Annotated in this window: 14 protein-coding genes; 9 read left to right on the top strand and 5 right to left on the bottom strand. The window is 33.7% G+C overall.

Going from position 1 to position 20149, the window contains the following annotated elements; genetic code table 11:
• Positions 1-171: 171 nt before the first annotated feature.
• From DK441_RS03290 to DK441_RS03275, 4 genes are all read right to left on the bottom strand, one after another.
• The gene (locus DK441_RS03290) at positions 172-2967 is read right to left on the bottom strand and encodes an SdiA-regulated domain-containing protein (RefSeq protein WP_160111941.1); all 2796 of its coding nucleotides are present in this window, start codon (positions 2965-2967) and stop codon (positions 172-174) included.
• Between the two features lie 367 nt (positions 2968-3334).
• Positions 3335-4876: an acyl-CoA carboxylase subunit beta gene (locus tag DK441_RS03285; protein ID WP_109097465.1), complete on the bottom strand. Its 1542-nt coding sequence runs from the start codon at positions 4874-4876 to the stop codon at positions 3335-3337.
• A 4-nt stretch (positions 4877-4880) separates the two neighbouring features.
• Positions 4881-6323, bottom strand: a complete 1443-nt coding sequence (gene accC, locus DK441_RS03280; protein ID WP_109097464.1) for an acetyl-CoA carboxylase biotin carboxylase subunit — start codon at positions 6321-6323, stop codon at positions 4881-4883.
• Positions 6324-6370: 47 nt separating this feature from the next.
• Positions 6371-6856 carry an acetyl-CoA carboxylase biotin carboxyl carrier protein subunit gene (locus tag DK441_RS03275; protein WP_109097463.1) on the bottom strand — a complete coding sequence of 162 codons (486 nt, stop codon included), beginning with the start codon at positions 6854-6856 and terminating at the stop codon, positions 6371-6373.
• Between the two features lie 209 nt (positions 6857-7065).
• On the opposite strand from DK441_RS03275, the gene DK441_RS03270 reads away from it, so the two are divergent.
• The 3 genes from DK441_RS03270 (at position 7066) to DK441_RS03260 (ending at position 9236) form a co-directional block, all read left to right on the top strand.
• On the top strand, positions 7066-7863 hold the full coding sequence (locus DK441_RS03270; protein WP_109097462.1) for a YHYH protein: 798 nt from the start codon (positions 7066-7068) through the stop codon (positions 7861-7863).
• Positions 7864-8005: 142 nt separating this feature from the next.
• Positions 8006-8572, top strand: a complete 567-nt coding sequence (locus tag DK441_RS03265) for a toxin-antitoxin system YwqK family antitoxin (protein ID WP_109097461.1) — start codon at positions 8006-8008, stop codon at positions 8570-8572.
• Between the two features lie 4 nt (positions 8573-8576).
• The gene (locus DK441_RS03260; RefSeq protein WP_109097460.1) at positions 8577-9236 is read left to right on the top strand and encodes an SCO family protein; all 660 of its coding nucleotides are present in this window, start codon (positions 8577-8579) and stop codon (positions 9234-9236) included.
• 89 nt (positions 9237-9325) lie between these two features.
• On the opposite strand, the gene DK441_RS03255 is transcribed toward DK441_RS03260, so the two are convergent.
• Complete coding sequence (locus DK441_RS03255) at positions 9326-10339, bottom strand: metal-dependent hydrolase (RefSeq protein WP_109097459.1); 1014 nt, start codon at positions 10337-10339, stop codon at positions 9326-9328.
• Positions 10340-10771: 432 nt separating this feature from the next.
• On the opposite strand from DK441_RS03255, the gene DK441_RS03250 reads away from it, so the two are divergent.
• The 6 genes from DK441_RS03250 (at position 10772) to DK441_RS03225 (ending at position 20146) form a co-directional block, all read left to right on the top strand.
• A complete protein-coding gene (locus DK441_RS03250) occupies positions 10772-11536 on the top strand; it encodes a T9SS type A sorting domain-containing protein (RefSeq protein WP_109097458.1) in 765 nt (254 codons plus the stop codon).
• A gap of 258 nt (positions 11537-11794) precedes the next feature.
• Positions 11795-12199 (top strand): two-component system response regulator, encoded by a 405-nt coding sequence (locus DK441_RS03245; protein ID WP_025664175.1) that lies wholly within the window; start codon positions 11795-11797, stop codon positions 12197-12199.
• Between the two features lie 2 nt (positions 12200-12201).
• A complete protein-coding gene (locus tag DK441_RS03240) occupies positions 12202-12636 on the top strand; it encodes a response regulator (protein ID WP_109097457.1) in 435 nt (144 codons plus the stop codon).
• A 133-nt stretch (positions 12637-12769) separates the two neighbouring features.
• Entirely contained in the window at positions 12770-15478 is a 2709-nt protein-coding gene (locus tag DK441_RS03235) for a TonB-dependent receptor domain-containing protein (RefSeq protein ID WP_235015698.1), read from the top strand.
• Positions 15475-17304: a YfiR/HmsC family protein gene (locus tag DK441_RS03230; RefSeq protein ID WP_109097456.1), complete on the top strand. Its 1830-nt coding sequence runs from the start codon at positions 15475-15477 to the stop codon at positions 17302-17304. Before DK441_RS03235 ends, DK441_RS03230 begins: the two co-directional genes overlap by 4 nt.
• Before the next feature lie 301 nt (positions 17305-17605).
• Positions 17606-20146 (top strand): hypothetical protein, encoded by a 2541-nt coding sequence (locus DK441_RS03225; RefSeq protein WP_109097455.1) that lies wholly within the window; start codon positions 17606-17608, stop codon positions 20144-20146.
• Positions 20147-20149 lie beyond the last annotated feature (3 nt).

The raw sequence follows: 20149 nt of genomic DNA, 5'->3' as shown, positions 1-20149 counted from the left end.
CATCGCTGCGCGGAGACATAAACCCTGTGCACGGACTAGTAATAGCAATAGGTGATCAGTATTTGTATAAAGATATTTTGTATGGTATAAAAGATTTCGAATCAAAAAAGTCCTTCTAGAAAGCTCTGTTGATGATGTTTTTTAGATGCGAATTTAAAGTATCTACCTAAATTACCTCTTGATAAAACTTTTAACGATATCCTCTTTAGGGTATTTGATTTTTATGAAATAACAACCTTTAGGGAATCGACTAACATTAATATTCAAGGCATTATCTACAATACTAGTAGAAGATTGCTTCATTATTTCTTTTCCCGAAATATCATACATGAAAACCTGTATGTTTTCTGGAAGTTCATCAAAATCAAATAAAACACTAAGGAAGGTGTCTGCCGGATTAGGAAAAACCTGGATAGTATTGGTAGTTTCTACAGGCAATGGCGGCGGAGGTGGATTTTCATTATCCCCTGTCGTAAACGAAAAATAAGATGTCCAATCCCCGGTATCATTGTCTTTTATCCTCCAGCAATATTCTGTATTTATTGTAAGTGTATTTTCTGGTACAACAAATGATTCTTCAGATATATTAGAGGCTGTAAATATAGGGGCCATTTTGGTAGCATTTGCAGATGCTGACTTAGAAAACTTATAAAATGTATTGGGTTCACTTACGATATAGATAGTCCCCTGATTATCTACCGTTACGCCTTCTGCCTGGAGAATTCTATTGGGTAAGGTACCATTAGCACCATTAGTACCAAGATCTAAACGACTATATTCTTTTCCGGTCATATCGGTTTCTACTAATGCTCTGGATTCATGACTCAATACAAGAAAATGAGTATTATGACCTATTGTATTGTTTCCTAAATGATGTAAACCAGACAAATCTCTAAATCCAAAATTATTTGTAGCAATATCGAATGGATTGGTAACGGTAGGAGGAGTTGATAGATCTGCAGGTACTTCTAGAGAATATATAGTTAACGGACTTTTTTCTTTCACCAATATTAGTTCATTTGTATTTGGGTTATAGGATACTCCTTCCAGACCATTATTTGCTCCCCAATTACCGGGTAATTGAATATAATCTGTTGGGTAAGAAATGGTTGTTGTTGTGTTTTCTACAGTAATTTTAACTGCTCGCCCTCTTTTTTCTTCAATAACAAAAAAATCTGTACCATTAACCCATACCAAACCTTCTGTATCATTAAAACCTTGTAGGGGGATAGCTCTAACAACATCACCATCTAGACTCAATTCATAGAGTCTGGGAGGATCGTTAATCACTGCAAAAATTGTATTGGTAGTGTTGTTGTAGGTTAACCCGGATAGATCATCAGGGATCTGTGTAATCGTTTTCGGACCCTCGATAAGATTAAATTGATCCAGACCCAAACCGATTGTAGGATTTGGAGGGGGAGGGGGATCTATGGGGCTACAATCGGTTATTTCTAAAGTATAAGAACTTGCGGAGCCTGACCATTCTAAAGTAGGAGTAATAGATATATTTTCTGAAGCATTATCTGGTCGAATTAATGCTAATTCATTATTTTCTACAGCACCTGGTGCTACTGCACCGATATCGGCATTTACCCTTAGCCTGCCTAAAATATCATCTGCAGGAAGCTGATCTGCTCTTGCCATATTAATAGCAGGGCTATTGGTCCCGGGTGTTCCATACGTGTTTACAAGGCGTTCGAATGCCTCTCTAATCGTAATCGAACCATCTTTAAATTGGTTTAAAGAAGAATCATAATGAGGAATGATTAGGTTGTTTTGATCTCCTAACAGTGGATTAGCTGTTATACCGTTTGCATCATCTGCACTGTTAATTTTATCGCTGCTATCCTGGGGTATAGGAGTACCATTATTCCAATATAAGTTAGTATCTAAGGTATACGTATCGGTATGAGATATAGGGCAATCTGAAAAATCATTCATAGTCCCGGTAGGGTCAGACCATATATTATTATAAATATTAATAGTGTTGATAATAGGATTTGTAGGTTCTCTGTTAAATCTGAATGCAAATGCATTAGCAGGTAAATCTCCTGTTACTGTATTGTTTCTGAATGTAATATCTCTACAGCCCTTAATACCAAAAGGTGCCCGCATAGGATTACTACTATTTCCCAGCATTAGGTTATTTTCGATCATGACATCAAAGGCCTGGTAATGCGGTTCACTGTCTTCTCCTATAAGAACAAAGTTTGTGGCTACGGTTCCTTCCCAATTTAGAAATACATTTCTACGAATCTTAACATTTCTCGAACCAGTATAGATATCATTACTACCACCACTATCTTTGATAACAATAAAACTACTGGTATCATTGTTATTTGTACGGCCACTACTCGAAAAATCGTTTAAGAAAATATTATCCTGTATAATTAAGTTTTCTACACTGTTACCATCGATATGCTCATCAGATCCGGATTGATTAAAAAATAAATTCCCCTGGAAAGTGATATTGTATGAGGCGGCATTTACTTTTACAAGATCATTATTGTAACTATCGTGTATAACACAATTCTGAAATGTGATATCATGTACATCGCCATTTCCATCTCCATCAATGTGAATAACTAAAGGGGCGGCACCGGGAGCATCATGAGCTATATCAAAACCATCAAAAGTAATACCATGGCAACCGCTAGGGCTTTTATAGGCGGTAATAACGGTAGTATTATTGCGTAATTTTGCCATATAAGACACTTGTGATTTTACTAAAACACCAGTAGTAAAACTTCCACGAACTCTCACACGCCCATTGTATGTACCGGGTTTTACTAAAATTGTACTCCCATCTGTAACAGTATTAAGGGCATGTTGTATGGTCGCCCAGGGAGTATCGTTAGAGCCATTGCCGCTAGAATCATCTCCGTTTACAGCTACGTAGTAGGTGGTTTGGCCTGTTAAAGAAATGGAGATAATAAGTAGTAAGAATAATAGTATTTTTTTCATTTGACTTTTCATTTAATGTTGGGATACGTCATAAATCAGTAAAAACTAGTTTTTCTTCTACAGGTTTGTTTACAAAAAATAAAGGGACAAAGTGTAAAATTACATGAATTAATACTCAAAAAAACCCCTGTTTTCAGTGAAAAAAAGCTTAATAATTTGAATATGTCTATTAAAATTAGAGCAGGTAAAGTTTAGTCTTTAGTATAGAAAAATGTAAAGATCTATATAGGGAAGGAATGCTTTATAATTTTATTTTTTCTGATTTCGGATATGGGTAATCAGGACGATATTGCTGCATATTCGAAACATACCAGAAAAAATAAACCCTTCACAAATTCTAGAACCAGTGAAGGGTTTGTATATGTATCTACAAAGGAATATTGCCATGTTTTCGATCAGGACGCTCGACTATTTTATTTTCGAGCATACTAAATCCTTTGATTAGTTTTCTACGGGTATTTTGGGGTAAAATAACCTCATCTACAAAACCACGTTGTGCAGCTCGGTATGGATTAGCGAATTTCTCTGCATATTCAGCTTCTTTTTCGGCAAGTTTAGCTGCCGGATCATCTGCCGCTTTGATCTCTTTTCTAAAAATAATCTCACTGGCACCTTTGGCACCCATCACTGCAATTTCTGCAGAAGGCCAGGCAAAATTAAGATCTGCACCAATATGCTTAGAATTCATCACATCATATGCACCACCATAGGCTTTACGTGTAATTACTGTTACTTTAGGTACGGTAGCTTCGCTTAAGGCATATAACAATTTGGCTCCGTGTACAATAATACCATTCCATTCCTGATCAGTTCCCGGTAAGAATCCAGGAACATCTACCAATACTAACAAAGGAATATTAAAGCAATCACAGAAACGTGTAAATCGCGCAGCTTTTTTAGAACTATTTACATCTAAAACTCCAGCCAGAAATTGAGGTTGATTAGCAACAATCCCAATACTTCTTCCGCCCAGACGGGCAAAACCTACAATGATATTCTCTGCATAGTCTTTATGAATTTCATAGAAGGAGTCTGTATCAATAATCCCGCTGATTACCTCGTGCATGTCATAAGGTTTGTTGGGATTATCAGGAACAATAGAAGAGAGGCTGTCTCTTACTTCGTCGGTTAACGTATATTCTAATTTTTTAGGTTGCTCTTTATTACTTTGTGGCAGGTAACTTAGTAGCTTTTTTACATCTTCGAGGCATTCTATATCATTAGAAGAAGTGATATGTGCTACTCCTGATTTTGTAGAATGGGTACTGGCACCTCCTAATTCTTCAGAAGTTACTTCTTCGTTGGTTACTGTTTTTACCACATTAGGTCCGGTAACAAACATATAGCTGGTATCTTCTACCATCATGGTAAAATCTGTCATTGCAGGAGAATATACAGCACCACCGGCGCAGGGTCCCATAATAGCAGAGATCTGGGGGATTACCCCAGAGGCTTGTACATTTTTATAAAAAATATCGGCGTACCCACCAAGAGAGCGAACTCCTTCCTGGATTCTGGCACCACCAGAATCATTAAGTCCTATAATTGGTGCTCCCATTTTTACGGCCATATCCATAACTTTACAGATTTTCTCGGCATGAGTTTCGGATAAAGCACCACCAAAAACGGTAAAGTCTTGTGCAAAAATATAGATTAATCGCCCGTTTACGGTTCCGTATCCGGTAACTACACCATCGCCATAATAGATCTCTTTATCCATTCCAAAATCGGTAGTACGATGTGTTACCAGGATACCAATTTCTTCAAAAGAGCCTTCATCAAGCAAATATTCTACACGCTCACGGGCAGTTAATTTTTTCTTTTGATGCTGTTTTTCAATACGTTGCTCACCACCACCTAATTTTGCCTGAGCAATTTTATCTTGTAATGTTTTTATTTTTGAATCCATAATATTAGAGTGTTGGTATGCGTAACGTTTTTTGATCTTCGATGTATTGTTTCATAGCAATTAAGGCAGCAATTTTGGCTTCTTCTTCCATTGCCGATTGTATAGTTTCGGGGATAAAATATTTCTTCACAAAATGTGTGTCGAAATTACCAGATTTAAAGGCATCATGTTCAAACACGAATTTACCAAATGATAATGTAGTTTGTACTCCTTTAATATCATAATTGTCAATTGCTTTTATCATCAATTGTATCGCTTCTTCACGGGTTTTTCCGTAAGTAATTAGCTTCGAGAGCATGGGATCGTAGTAGATAGGAATATCCATTCCTTCTTCAAAACCATTATCTACTCTAATACCTTTTCCAACGGGTAATTGATAGGTTTCTAAGTTTCCTACACTGGGTAAGAAATCATTAAGCGGGTCTTCTGCATAAACTCTTAACTCCAGAGCGTGTCCTTGTATACTTAGATCTTCTTGTTGTATGGGTAGTTTTTCGCCTCGTGCTACTCTTATTTGTAATGCTACAAGGTCTGTTCCTGTTATAAGTTCGGTAACAGGATGCTCTACTTGTAGTCGGGTATTCATTTCGAGGAAGTAGAAATTGTGATTTTCATCTAAAAGAAATTCTACAGTCCCGGCACCAAGGTAGTCACAGGCTTTGGCTACTTTTACGGCTGCTTCTCCCATTTCGGATCGTAATTCTGGAGAAAGTACAGCAGAGGGAGCTTCTTCAACTACTTTTTGATGTCGTCGTTGTACACTACATTCTCTTTCGAATAAGTGTACTACATTGCCATGGCTATCTGCCATTACCTGTATTTCGATGTGTCGTGGCGAGGCAACATATTTTTCGATAAATACAGAACCATCTCCAAATGCCGAGGTAGCTTCGCTAATGGCACGATTCATTTGTGATTCGAGATCTTTTTCTTCCTCTACCACTCGCATTCCTTTTCCACCACCACCTGCAGAGGCTTTAATTAAAATAGGAAAACCTATTTCTGAAGCGATAGCTTTTGCTTTGGCAACATCGGTAATAGCTTCGTCTATACCAGGAACCATAGGGATATCATAAGCTTTAACAGCATCTTTGGCTGCTAATTTGCTTCCCATCACTTTAATGGCTTTTGATTTGGGACCTATAAAGATGATATTGTTTTTTTCTACTTCTTCTGCAAAATCTGCATTTTCACTAAGGAATCCATATCCGGGATGTATTGCATCTACATGTAGTTGTTTAGCAACTTCAATGATTTTGGATCCTAATAAGTAAGATTGGTTAGAAGGAGCTTCACCAATACAGACAGCTTCATCTGCAAATTTTACGTGTGGAGCGTTTCTGTCTACGGTAGAGTAGATTGCTACGGTTTTGATTCCCATTTTGCGAGCTGTCGTCATCACTCTAATGGCAATCTCACCTCTGTTTGCTACTAATATTTTTTTCATATTAAACTATATTAGAACATATTGTTCTGTTTAATGCCTGTGATAGGCTAAGCGAATTCGATTAATAATTGTCCTTTATCTACTGCATCACCAGTAGTGGCCGAAATGGATTTGATAACTCCATCTCTGGGAGATAGAATAATATTTTCCATTTTCATGGCTTCCAAAATAAGTAAAGGATCATCTTCTTTTACTTCCTGACCTATTTCAACCTGAACATCGAGAAGTAGTCCGGGCATAGGAGCTTTAATCGCATTTACCTGTTTAGAAGACCCAATAGAGAATCCCATTGCTGCAATCCGGGTATCTAATTCATTGGTAATGTCAACCTGGTAGCTGTTGTTATTAACCTTTACAGTATATTTTTTAGTATTGAAATCTGATTGTACAATTTCTGTATGAAAAGATTTATTGTTTTGAAGAATGTGATGGGTTGATTTAGAATTACTTACCATATCTATTTTTGAAATGTCTTCTTCGGTAAATTCAAAATCAAAAATAGTATTTACACTAACTTTATATGTACTACTCATAAATGTGAATATTTGACTTGCAATATAAAAATAGATATTAAAAAGAACCAGATAATAATTATAAGTTTATTCCTTCAGCTTTTATGGGTTTCCACAACAATTCTATTTGATATGAACTTATCTTTATGTATTCGATATATATGGTAATTAAACCATTTGTAATTATAAAAGTCTAAAGGAGAAATAGGATGAACTAAAACTACATATTCATGAAAAAGCCCCAATCAATTTCAATTTTTTTCACTCTCTTTTTACTTTTTATATTCGCATGTATTGCGTGCTCTAATGATGACGATACAACAGCAACTAATGATGGTGATGGCGAGATCGTAACCTCTACAGATTATGACATAAGTTCGATATTAACCAAATTTAATGCGGCAGGATTATCGTATGAGATTAGTGGAGATAACGTGATTTTTACAACAAATAACCTACCTGATCACAAATCTCCGTATTACCTGGATACCGAATGGGAAGCAGAATTATATGAACCTTATACAGGTAGTAATGCAAACTTTTCTCTAAACCCTAATAGAATTGCAGAACAAAATATTACGATCACCATCCCGATACGTCCAGCAGAAGCTACTACAAAAGAAGCAACAGCATTAGGTGCCATGGGTATTGCAATTAACGGAGTGGTTTTTTATAATCAATATGCAGGGCCTAATAACCAACCTTTAACTTCAGAGATTAATTCTTTTGATCAATATCTTGGGCATCCTCAACAGCAAGGAGGATATCATTATCATCAGGAACCAGAATATCTTACCAATACGTTTGGAGAGGACTCGTTTCTTGGCCTATTGGCCGATGGTTTTCCTGTGTATGGTCCTATAGAAAATGGTGAGGAAATTATCAATACGGATCTAGATGAGTATCATGGTCATACGAGTGCTACTGCTGATTTTCCTGATGGGATTTACCATTATCATATTACTTCTGAAGATCCATACATTAATGGAAATGGATTTTTTGGTACTCCCGGAAACATTACAAATTAGGAGATAAGACTAGTATTAAGAAATTTCAGCAATTACTAAAATTTGATGGTGTGAAATGAGTCATAACAATTAAAGTTGATGCCAACTGAGATGTTCAATGGTGAATTCCATCTGACAACTAAAAAACAATAAAAAAGAACAGATGAAAAAGGTATTGAGTTTTATCGTAATACTAGCAATCCTGATAAGCTGTATTTCTGAAGATACTGATCGTGTTGTTGTGACAACAGATACTAATTTGCATCTTGATAATGGCGAGTTGTTTTATAAAACCAAACTGTTTTCGGGAATGTTGATCGATTATTATAAAAATGATCAGATAAAATCAAAAGTAATTTATGTTGATGGAAGAAAAGAAGGAGAAGAACAGTCTTTTTATGAAAATGGAGAGCTTAGAACAAAACGTTTTTATAAAAAAGGAATAAAAGTGGGTACTCATCAAGGATGGTGGCCCGATAACTATCATAAATTCGTGTATCATTTTAATGAAGAAGGAAAATATCATGGTAATGTTATGGAATGGTATGCCAACGGACAGCTTTTAAAATCTTTTCGGTTTAACCACGGAAAAGAGGAAGGTAAACAACAATTGTTTAGATCCGATGGTAATATTAGAGCAAATTACGAAGTGATTAAAGGCGAACGATTTGGCCTTATTGGATTAAAAAAATGCTACACCATAAAGAAGGATTCTACAAAAATTTATTAAAAAAATGAGATTATTTTTATCATTATTTATAAGTATGATTCTTGTATTTTCATGTAAAAAACAAGAAGATAAGGCTATTGTGAAACCTACAGTAGATAAGTTGCCTTATTTTATTGCTTCTGATTTTACACCACAGTGGCTTACCACATCTGACCTTGAAGGAAAACATAAAATATCTCCATTTTCATTTATCAACCAAAATGGGGATACGATTACTAATGATACCTATAAAGGTAAGATATATGTTGCTGATTTTTTCTTTACCATTTGCCCTGGAATTTGCCCCAAGCTGACTAAAAACATGAATTTGATTCAGGAAATGTATAAAAATGATAGTGATATTAAATTATTGTCACATACAGTAATGCCGTGGCATGATTCGGTTCCTGTTTTAAAAGAGTATGCAATAAAGAATACTATAGATGATAGAAAATGGAATTTGGTAACCGGGGATAAAGATGAGATCTATACCATTGCTCGCGAAGGGTATTTTGCAGATGAAGATTTTATAAAGACTCAGGATGAGAATAGCTTTATACATACAGAAAATTTTATACTTGTCGATACACAAGGATATATTAGGGGAGTATATAATGGAACTATACCCTTAGATGTAAAGCGATTAATGCGTCATATAGAAATTTTGAAAAAAGAAAGACTATAATGTCTATCATTTAAGAGAATTTAATAATCATAGGTATTCACATATCGTTTATCGAAAGCTTTACAATAGGATGTTTTAATACGTTCTTTTTATGATTTATTTCCTAACACTCTACTAAATAATTTTTTCAGCAGGGGAGAAGCATCATCCATATTTCTTTCTCTTTCTTTAGCAGTTAGAGTACCATTATCATCATAAAATAGTTCATAGCTAAATACAAATCTATTTGCTTCTTGACCTACTCCCATTTGCCCAAACCTAAGGTCATTAAAAAATAATTTGTCATTCGTTTTTTCGATAGTATACCAACCTTCTGATAATTTAATTAATCTGGGAATAAGAGGATCATCTTTCATTTTACCCAACAAATGATGGTTTTTAGGAAATTCTGAAAAAGTAATAATATCTTCTTTTTCTAATAGAGAATAGTATGCTATTAAAAAAGAATCTTCGGTTTCTACATTAGCAGTCCATAAAATACTATTGAGAGGAGTTGGTTTTGTTTGAATCTCTTTATATCGAATATGTTGATTTTCGAGATTGGTCTGAAACACCCCATATGTATACCATTTTAATCCCAGTGTTATAAACATATAAATACTACTAATGTATAATCCAAGGGTATTGAACTTTCTTCTTTTAGGATGTGTACGCTTATAGAACATTGCCAGGATCACAAACATCAAAAAAGGTATGGTATACAATGGGTCTACGACAAAAATATTTTTAAAAGAAACTTTATAATCAAAAGGCCAGAATAGCTGAGTTCCCCATGTGGTAAATGCATCTAGTATAGGATGTGTAAAAAGGCCCAGAAACATAAGCCTTGACCAATCTTTCCAGTCTGCTTCATTATTGCGATAGAGTTTAGAGATCATCCAACCAAATATTGGAGCAGCAAGTATACTAAAGAGTATGGAGTGCGAAAACCCACGATGCAACTCATTTGCTGTAACAGGATCAACAAAAAGTTTGGATAGTACGTCCAGGTCAGGAATAGTTCCTGCAATGGCGCCCCAAAGCATAGCTTTATTACCTACTTTTCTACCCAGAACAGCTTCTCCTACAGCAGCTCCTAGTACGATTTGAGTTAATGAATCCATTAATCTAATTGAAGTTTATAAAGAATTTCTGATTTCATATTCACTGGGAAAAATCAATTCAATTAAAAGTTTATTTATAATCAGGTAAGTTCGACATCTAAAACCATCAACCGAATGTGTTTCAAATTTACATCTATTTTTAATAGTCTTTATTAAAAGTATGTCAAAACTGATATCGGATAAGGTAATTAAGATTTTTTAAGTCATATATGTGGCTCTATCGATTTTAGAATAGGGTAGAACTCCTCTGCTTTTAATACCGAGAGATTTAGATTATCATTTCAGGAGACAAAAAGTATTATGCTTATAATCAGGTTGTTATGTTTTTTTATTTAAGTGTGAAAACCCTGAAAACAGTGAAGTCTTCGTAAGAATTTCAGAGTATTTTTAAAACTCCTAAAGAATTTAGTATAACTTTTAAAACCTAAAACCATGAAAAAATTATTAGTATTAGTGATGTTATCCATCACATTTACCACATTTGCACAAAACTACCAATTGACCATAAGTGGGTATATTGGTTCGGGTCCATCTTCTTGTGGATCATTAGATGGTCTACAATCGATTAAAGCCATATTCGATGATGGTTCAGAAGATTTCTTGTTTAATAATTTACAAGGAATACGATTCATAAATAGAAATTATTTCTTTTCTCAGATATACAATGAAAGTAAGCGTTTAGTGAGAGTAGAGTTTAAATCTGTTTCTAGAACAAGAAAAGTTTTTAGATGTAGAAGTAGAAGAAGTGAAAAATTTGTAAATGTAAGTTCTCCCTCTTTTTACAAAGAATTTACAAAAAATGAAATCTACGAACAAAGAATCAATAGTGGTTATGCGACTATAACTGTTGCTCAAAGCATAGATGCTGATAAATCGAATGAGAATGTTGTTTTAATAGATAATCAAGAATCATTAAGTATGCCATTGGATAAAGAATCAAAGTTATTTGAAGCTTCAGTTTATCCTAACCCATCATCAAACGGCAGATTTAGTGTAAATGTTTCTTCTGCTAAACCATTACCTGTACTAATACAAATCTTTGATTTGATAGATAAAAGAAAAATACTTGAAGATGTAAAAGCAGGGAATACAGAATATGTTTTCGAATTCAATTCACATAAACTGAAACCAGGATTTTATTTGATTCAAGTCGAATCGGAAGGGAAAAAACAGCTTGAAAAGCTTATTGTAGAATAAAAAATACAGATAAGCTTAAATACAGCCTCTTATTTCTTAAAATAAGAGGCTGTATTTTTTTTGTTAAAATCATATACTTTAATGTATTTGGTATTCGTTTTTTTAAACCATAAATTCCTTTATTTCAGAAAAGTAATTTTAGAAAATACATTTTACCGTTAAATTTGTGTTGTTAAACGAAAACTATTTCATAAAATTTAGTTTTGTTATTGTCATATCAAATAAGTTTATTTCCTTTGAGCGTAATTGGGAAATTAAATGAATACATTGGTGAATTGTGTCTTGTTAATAGATGATGACAAGGCCACGAATTTCTTTAACGAAAGAGTTGTTACCAAACACGAAGACTTTTATCAGGTTAATACTGTGCAAAGTGGTATGGCGGCTCTAGATTATCTTAATGCTGTAGAGAATAATACAGCAACAAAACCTGACCTTATTTTTTTGGATATCAATATGCCTGCAATGAATGGGTGGGAGTTTTTGACCGAGTTTTCTAAACTGGATCAAAAAGTAACAGCTGATATTAAAGTGATTTTATTATCAACTTCTTCTAACCCAGATGATGTAAGAGCATCTGCCAAAAATCATTCGGTCGATGATTTTATCAATAAACCATTATCTATGGATTTATTGGATGATGTGCTAAAAAACCATTTTTGATAATGAAAAAATTAAAACGTTTTCTTCTCATTGATGATAGTAAAGCAACTAACTTTTTTAATAAAACAATTATTGAAAAAGTACAATGTGTAGAAGAGGTTTTTATTGCCGAAAATGGACAACAAGCACTAGATCATATTCAATCCGAAATTGTTCCCGAAATTATTTTTTTGGATATTAATATGCCTGTCATGGATGGTTGGGAGTTTATTGCCGAATACCAGAAATTAGATGATAAGTATAAGGGATCTATTATAATACTTATGTTGGGAACAGAGTTAAGTAAAGAAGATCAGGAAAAAGCAGAGCGTATTCTAGAAATAAAAGAATACGCACAAAAAATGTTAACTAAAGAGATTGTTTGTAAGATTGTGACAAAATATTTTAAATCGTCAGAGTTGGATTCTTGCTCAGAATCATATAAAAAGATACTATAACTTCAGATATTGCCCCCATATATATTTGTATTTTGAATGAACTTATGATAGTTTTGAATGCGCACAAAGCAATTTATTTAAAATCTAAATAAGTAAACATATTAAGACACAGATTAAAAAAGACCCTTCTATTTTGTTAGTTCAGTATAGGTTATGCCTTACTGGTATACTATTTCTTTGTTTTATTTTTGGGGCATTTTCTCAATCGAGAGCAGTAATATCAGGTAATGTCTCTGATCAATTTGGTAATCTGCCAGGAGCAAGAGTAGTTATAGAAGGTACAGATAAAAATACTACAACAGATGTTAATGGTAATTATAGCTTTGATGTTGATGAGGGAGAGTATATAGTTACTTCAGAATTTGTGATGTACACTTCTGTTTCTAAAACAATACTGGTTAAGGTTGGAGATACTGCAAAGGTAGATTTTATCTTAGAAACGGGATTCTCGATCGATCAACCCGTTTCTTTGGGGTCAAGGGCTAAACCAAAATCAATTTTAAAGAATACTGCAGCTGTAGATATTATTTCACCGCAACAATTAACGAATTCGTCCCAGGTAGAATTGAGTCATATTCTTCATTATTTAATTCCTTCTTTTCATTCTACACATCAAACCATAGCAGATGGTACAGATCATATAGATCCAGCCACACTTAGAGGATTAGGGCCAGATCAGGTACTTGTGTTGGTTAATGGGAAACGCAGGCATAATAGTTCTTTATTAAATGTTAATGGTACTGTGGGTAGAGGATCGGTAGGTACCGATTTTAATGCGATACCCATAGCATCTATAGAACGCATTGAAATATTACGAGATGGAGCGACTTCTCAATATGGTTCTGATGCTATTGCAGGAGTAATTAATATTATCTTAAAAAAGCAAACAGAAATTATTCAACTCGATAATAGAGTAGCAATAAACACCAAAGGAGATGGACTTAATATATATTCTTCTGCAAATTTTGGATTAAAAATAGGAAAAGAAGGATATATAAATGTTACAGCAGAATATAGAGATAGAGAGTCTATTAATAGATCTGGAGACTATACAGGTACAGTATATTCTAATGATAGTACAACCGATCAAACACTAATCGAGGAAAACAATTTTTTTGCACAGACAGGATATTCTGGTAAACGAGTAATGGAGATCGGAAGTGCAGAAACCCAAAATCTTGCATTATCATTTAATGGAGAAATAATAATGTCTGACTATGCAACATTTTATATGCATGGAGGCAGAAATTACAGAGAAGGAACCTCAAAAGGATTCTATCGTTTTCCTAAAGATGAGAATAGGGTAGTTTTAGAGTTGTTCCCAAATGGTTTTTCTCCAGAAATTCTTACCGATATTCAGGATGATGCAATTACAGGAGGAATACGAGGAATTAAAAACGAATGGAATGTAGATTTTAGCCATTCTATTGGAGTTAATAGATTAGATTATACAGTAAATAATTCTAATAATGCCTCCTTAGGAGTAACATCGCCCAGAACATTTTATGCAGGAGGGTTTATCTATAAGCAAAATACGACAAACCTTGATATCTCAAGAACATTTGATTGGCTAAGTGGTGTAAATGTAGCCTTTGGAGCAGAACTGCGAGTAGAGAATTATGAGATCGTTGCAGGAGAAGAAGCTTCTTATGTTGATGGGGGAAGTACCTATACCGATACTTCTGGGGTAGAATTACCCAGAATTGTTGGAGCGCAGGTTTTTCCTGGTTTTCAGCCAGAAAATGCATTAAATCGTTTTAGGACAAATAGTTCTGGATATCTGGATATCGAAGCAAATATAACAGACAAACTTTTAATTAGAGGAGCCGCCAGATATGAAGCATATAATGATTTTGGAGGTCAGGCGATCTGGAAACTATCAGGTAGGTATAGAGTTAGGGATGAAATTAGTATTAGAGCAGGATTTTCTACCGGGTTTAGGGCACCTTCTCTTCACCAAGTATTTTTCCAGAATATAAGTACCCAGTTTATTAATGGAGAAAGTGTACAGGTAGGTACTTTTAATAATGAAAGTGCTGTTGCTACAGAGGCTTTTGATGTCGGAAACTTAAAACCCGAACTATCAAGTCATTTTAATACTGGTTTCAGCGGAAAACTAAACGATAATATTACGTTTAGCTTCGATTATTACTTAATTAATATACGAGATAGAATTGTTCTTTCGGGAAGATTTGCAGAAGGATATGAAGAAATATTAGAACCTTTTAATGTTGGTGCCGCTCAATTTTTTACGAATGCAATAGATTCTAGAACCTCTGGCGCCGATCTATCACTATTTTTTAAAACAACTCTCGGTACAGGAGAATTTAATGCTTCTCTTGGAGGTAATTTTACAAAGACCAAAGTAAAAGGACCAATTAACGTTTCGCAAACATTAGAAGGGCAAGAGGAAGTATTGTTTAATAGAGAGGAAATTGCCAGAGTAGAATTTGCACAACCTAGTTATAAAATAAATTCACTGCTTTCTTATGACTTTGAGCAGTTTGGATTTCAGGTGGTAAATACACTTTTTGGTAAGGTTAAATTTATTCACCCAAATGATGGAAATTCTCTAAATTGGGTAGTAAATGATTTTACGGGAAATGTAGAATCCAGAGATCAGGTATTCTCTCCTAAGCTTGTAACAGATATGGCTATATCGTATCAAGTTAGCGATTATATAAAATGTACCCTTGGAGGGAATAATGTTTTTAATGTCTATCCAGATAAACATAAACATGCCGCTAATACAGAAGATGGAAATTTTATGTATAGTAGGAGAGTGCAACAGTTTGGTGTTAACGGATCGAATTATTATGTAAGACTATTACTTAGATTATGATGTATAAGCATCAATATATATCGACCGTATATACTAATGTAATAGCTATACTTTTATGCATTCTTACCACGAGTTTTTCTGTAAAAATAAAGGCTCAGGAAACAAATAATGAAGAAGTAAAAAGATTACAGCGCGCTATATTTGTTTTTAACTTTGCACAACAAATAGGTTGGTCAACTATAGAAGAACAACCAAATTTTAAAATAGGTGTACTTGGACCCGATCGAACGATACTAGACTTAAAGGCAATGTCTCTAAGGCGTATGATCCATGGTAAGCCGGTAGAGATTGTTCGATTTCAATTTGTTAAGAATGTAAAAGATATTCAGTTACTATATGTAAATCATAAGTATAACTATGATATGCATTATATTCTTAGTAAGATTTCAGGAAAAAACATAATGCTTGTTGGAGAGGATTATAACTTTAATGCTTCTATGATTAATATGGTTAATGTAGGAGATTCTTTTGAATATGAGATTAATGAAAGCCGAATAGAAAAAGAAGGGTTTACCATTGCTCCTACATTAGGAAAACATGCGATCACTTCTTCCGAAAAATGGAAACGTTTATACCGAAAAACAGAAAGAACTCTAAATAAGGTACAAGAAGATAAAGATAAGCAAGAGGCGATATTAAAAGACAAAGAAAAACAAATACAATTTCAGGAAGAAAAAATAACAGATCAATTAGAAAAAATTGATAGTAAAGAAGGAGAGATTAACAGAAGAAATAAAAAGATAGAAAGTCTTTATTCTGAGAGTGAAATACAACAAAAAAAATATAAAGAAAAGGTTGTAATCGAAAGAGAACTCGAAAAAAATATCCAGGAACAAGTTGCTTTTATAAAAAGTCAGGAAGAAAAAATTATACAAAGCAACAGGGAAATTAGTAAGCAAAATGAGTTTCTGGAAGAGCAGAAAGAAAAAATCAAAGAACAAGAGAACGTATTAAATCAACAAGCTTCAGAACTTTATACTCATAAAAAAGTAAATATATTACTTATTGCCTTGGTACTCCTTACTCTTATCATTAGCTTTTATATATATAGGAATTATCGGGCTAAGAAAAAATATAATCAAGAGCTGAAGCATAAAAACCAGGAAATATACAAGCAATCTGTAGAGCTGGAGGCAAAAAATAAAGAATTAGAACAATTTGCGTATATAGCAAGTCATGATCTTCAGGAACCTCTAAATACAATATCGAGTTTTATTGGGTTATTGGCAGAAGATTATGGAGAAAATTTTGATGAAGCCGGAAAAGAAAGTATGACTTTTATTCAGGACGCCAGTGTGCGAATGAAAAAATTGATTGATGCATTATTAGAATATTCTCGATTAGGAAGAAGTAAAGAGTATGATACTGTTGATTGTAATACCCTTATACAAGAGTTAAAAAAGGATTTAAAAGTTGTTCTTGAAAAAACAGGAACAAAAATTAGGGTAAAAGATCTACCTCTAGTTAAAGGTTCAGAAATAGAACTTCGGTTATTGTTTCAAAACCTCATTAGTAATGGTATTAAATTTAGTGCTCCAGATACTATTCCTGAGATAGATATTGCATGTGTCGAAAAAAATGATCCAGAAGACGCATCAAAAGGTTTCTGGGAATTCTCTGTAAAAGATAATGGTATTGGGATACCAAAAGAACACCAGGAACGAATATTTGCAATTTTTCAAAGGTTACATTCCAGAGATAAGTATGAAGGTACAGGTATTGGTTTGGCGCATTGTAAAAAAATTGTAGAAGCCCACGGGGGTAAAATCTGGCTTACATCTAAAGAAAAAAGTGGAAGTACGTTCTATTTCACAATTCCGTTTTAAAAATAAAAACAATACCTTTTTTATATTCAAGTAGTTAGGGGGGATTATGCCTAAATATAAAAACCCCTGAAAACCGTGAGTTTTTCTTAAACATTCCAAAGTATTTTTGAACCATATAAATAGTATGGTAAACCATCATCTAAAATAATGACTTGTTAATAAGGTATATGTTTACGCAGTTAAGTAATATATCTAATCGGGTAAAGTGTTATGCGTAATTGAATGGTTATAAGTTGGTTAATTGGTGCGTACTAAGGATATGAATAGTTTTAAGAAGTTTTACTAAAAGTATTTTAGCTTTTTGGATACCCCATTGAAAAAGGATAATGTCGTAGGTTTTTTATTAGGAAAATATTGTTATTTGGTCCCAAAAATACTCTGTTTTGCTTTTTTATTTTGCTTCTCAACTATTGTATTTGGCCAGGATTTAGGTCAAATAGGAAAAGCAAAATTATTTAAATTAACTGGAGGCGTGGCAGCAAATGCAATCTTTTATGATGGACAATCTAGTAGGGAACCATTTACATACTTCCTTACAGGTAATGTTAATTTAAATATTAGCGGAGTATACAATATCCCTTTCTCATTTTCATATTCTAATCAAAAGTTTCAAAGCAGTAACCCTTTTTCTTTTAATAGATTAAGCATACACCCATCATACAAATGGGTGACCACACATATTGGGGATGTAAGTATGACATTTTCACCATATACTTTAAGCGGACATCAATTTACAGGTTTGGGAGTAGATCTTACACCAGAAGGGCCTTTTAAGATTAGTGCAATGTATGGACGATTGCTTAAAGAATCAGAATATAATCTTGATGATCCACAATCCCAACCTGCATATAAAAGGATGGGATATGGAGTAAAAGCGTCCTATGATTTTGAAAAATTTTCTATTGGAGCAATCTTTTTCAAAGCTTCTGATGATAAAAATTCTATTGAGAAGCCCGTGCCAGTAGAATATGAGTTACAACCCAAAGATAATGTAGTTGTAAGTTTAGAAGGAAAAGTAAAGCTTTTTGGTAAAGGAGAGATTCGTGCAGAAGTGGCTTCATCTGCAATAACCGAAGATATAAATGCAAAAGGGGAAGAAGGAACCCCATTTGTATTATCTGCATTAATAGATAATAATATTACTACACAGCATTATAAAGCTTATAATGCCAATTTCTCTTACCCTGTAGGACATGGTACAGTAGGTATTGGATATGAATATATAGATCCCGAATATAAAACATTGGGAGCTTATTTTTTTAATAATGATCTCGAAAATATTACGCTAAATGCTACCCAGAATTTATTCGAAAATAAGGTTAATATCGCTTTTAACGCAGGCCTTCAAAGAGATGATCTTGATAATACAAAGAATACACAATTACAGAGAGTAGTAAGTGCCGTTACTATTGGGTACACTGCTTCAGAAAAACTAAATATAACAGGAGGGTATTCTAACTTTCAATCCTATACTAATATTAAGAATCAGTTTGATTATATCAACGAAGTCTCCCAAAACGATAATCTGGATACATTAGATTTTCAGCAAATTTCACAAAATGCAAATCTTAATGTAAATTATCTTTTAAAGGACACCGAAGACCAAAAACGAAATATTAACGTTGGACTATCTTTTCAAAATGCTACAAACAAGCAAGGTGGTCAAACTGTAGAAAATGGAGATTCTAATTTCTATAACGGAAATGCATCGTATACTCTGGGATATCCTAATACTGATTTAAATATTTCTGCTGCTGTTAATGTTAGTTATAATACAGTAGGAGTAGATAATAGCCTTACTTATGGTCCTACATTATCTGCAACCAAAAAGTATTTTGACAAAAAACTAAGAACGACAGCTTCAGCAAGTTATAATCAAAGTAATAGTAACGGAGAAAAGCAAGGAGAAGTTATCAATATAAGAATGGGAGGAAATTATACCTACCTAAAGAGACATAATTTTAACCTTAACATCTTAACTCAGTTTAGAAATGCCGCAACATCGGGCAGAGATTTTACAGTAACCTTTGGTTATAATTATACTTTTGGCAAGTTTAACCCTCAAATAAAATTACCTAAGAGAAAAAGAAAACAAAAAGCCAGTAAGTTAAAAAGGCGTAGAAAATCGAGAGGGCAGGAGATACTCGATTTCAGATACAGAGACTCTTTGTATCATGGTACTATGGATGAGATAGACATCCTTTTAGAGAATGTTCAAAATCATCCTCATTTTAACCATATCCCCGAATATAAGAAAGAAGAACTTACGGTGTTACGATTGGTAGTAGCCGATGTAAGAAAGGCAAAAGAGTATAAGCCAGAAGCAATTAATTTCCTAAAAGAATTATACAAATACGAAGACTTTCTTGCAGGGTACAATCAATTGGTTTTTGAAATCCTTACAGAATTAAGAAAGGATATGCTACGTCTTGATTATGCATTTGAAAAAGCTTTTGTAAGGGCAAAAATTGCAGTAGATAACCATAGTATGCACAAAAGAACAGAAGAACAACGCCAGAAAGCTTCACCAGAATTAAAAAATAGATACAAAGAATTGCAACAAAATTCTGAAACCGCCCTGGCTCGATTGATAGGACATCGATGGACATTGCCTATCATAAAGAGTTACAATACTATAGAAAAAGTAGAGCATCCTGATGCGTTCCTCAAAGAAGTAATGGAGCAGGAAAAAGATAATATATTCCGTATGGTAGATAAAGAGGAAGATGATCAGAAAATAAAATTATATATGATCACCCAGATCATTGATTTTTATCTGAAAAAATCTCTGAATTATACCGACCCGGATAAGTTTGATTTAAAATATATAGAAAAGAACTAACCT

Origin of the sequence: Aquimarina sp. AU58 (genome assembly GCF_900312745.1) — a bacterium.
Lineage (GTDB): Bacteria > Bacteroidota > Bacteroidia > Flavobacteriales > Flavobacteriaceae > Aquimarina > Aquimarina spinulae.
This window is presented reverse-complemented; position numbering and strand designations above follow the sequence as displayed.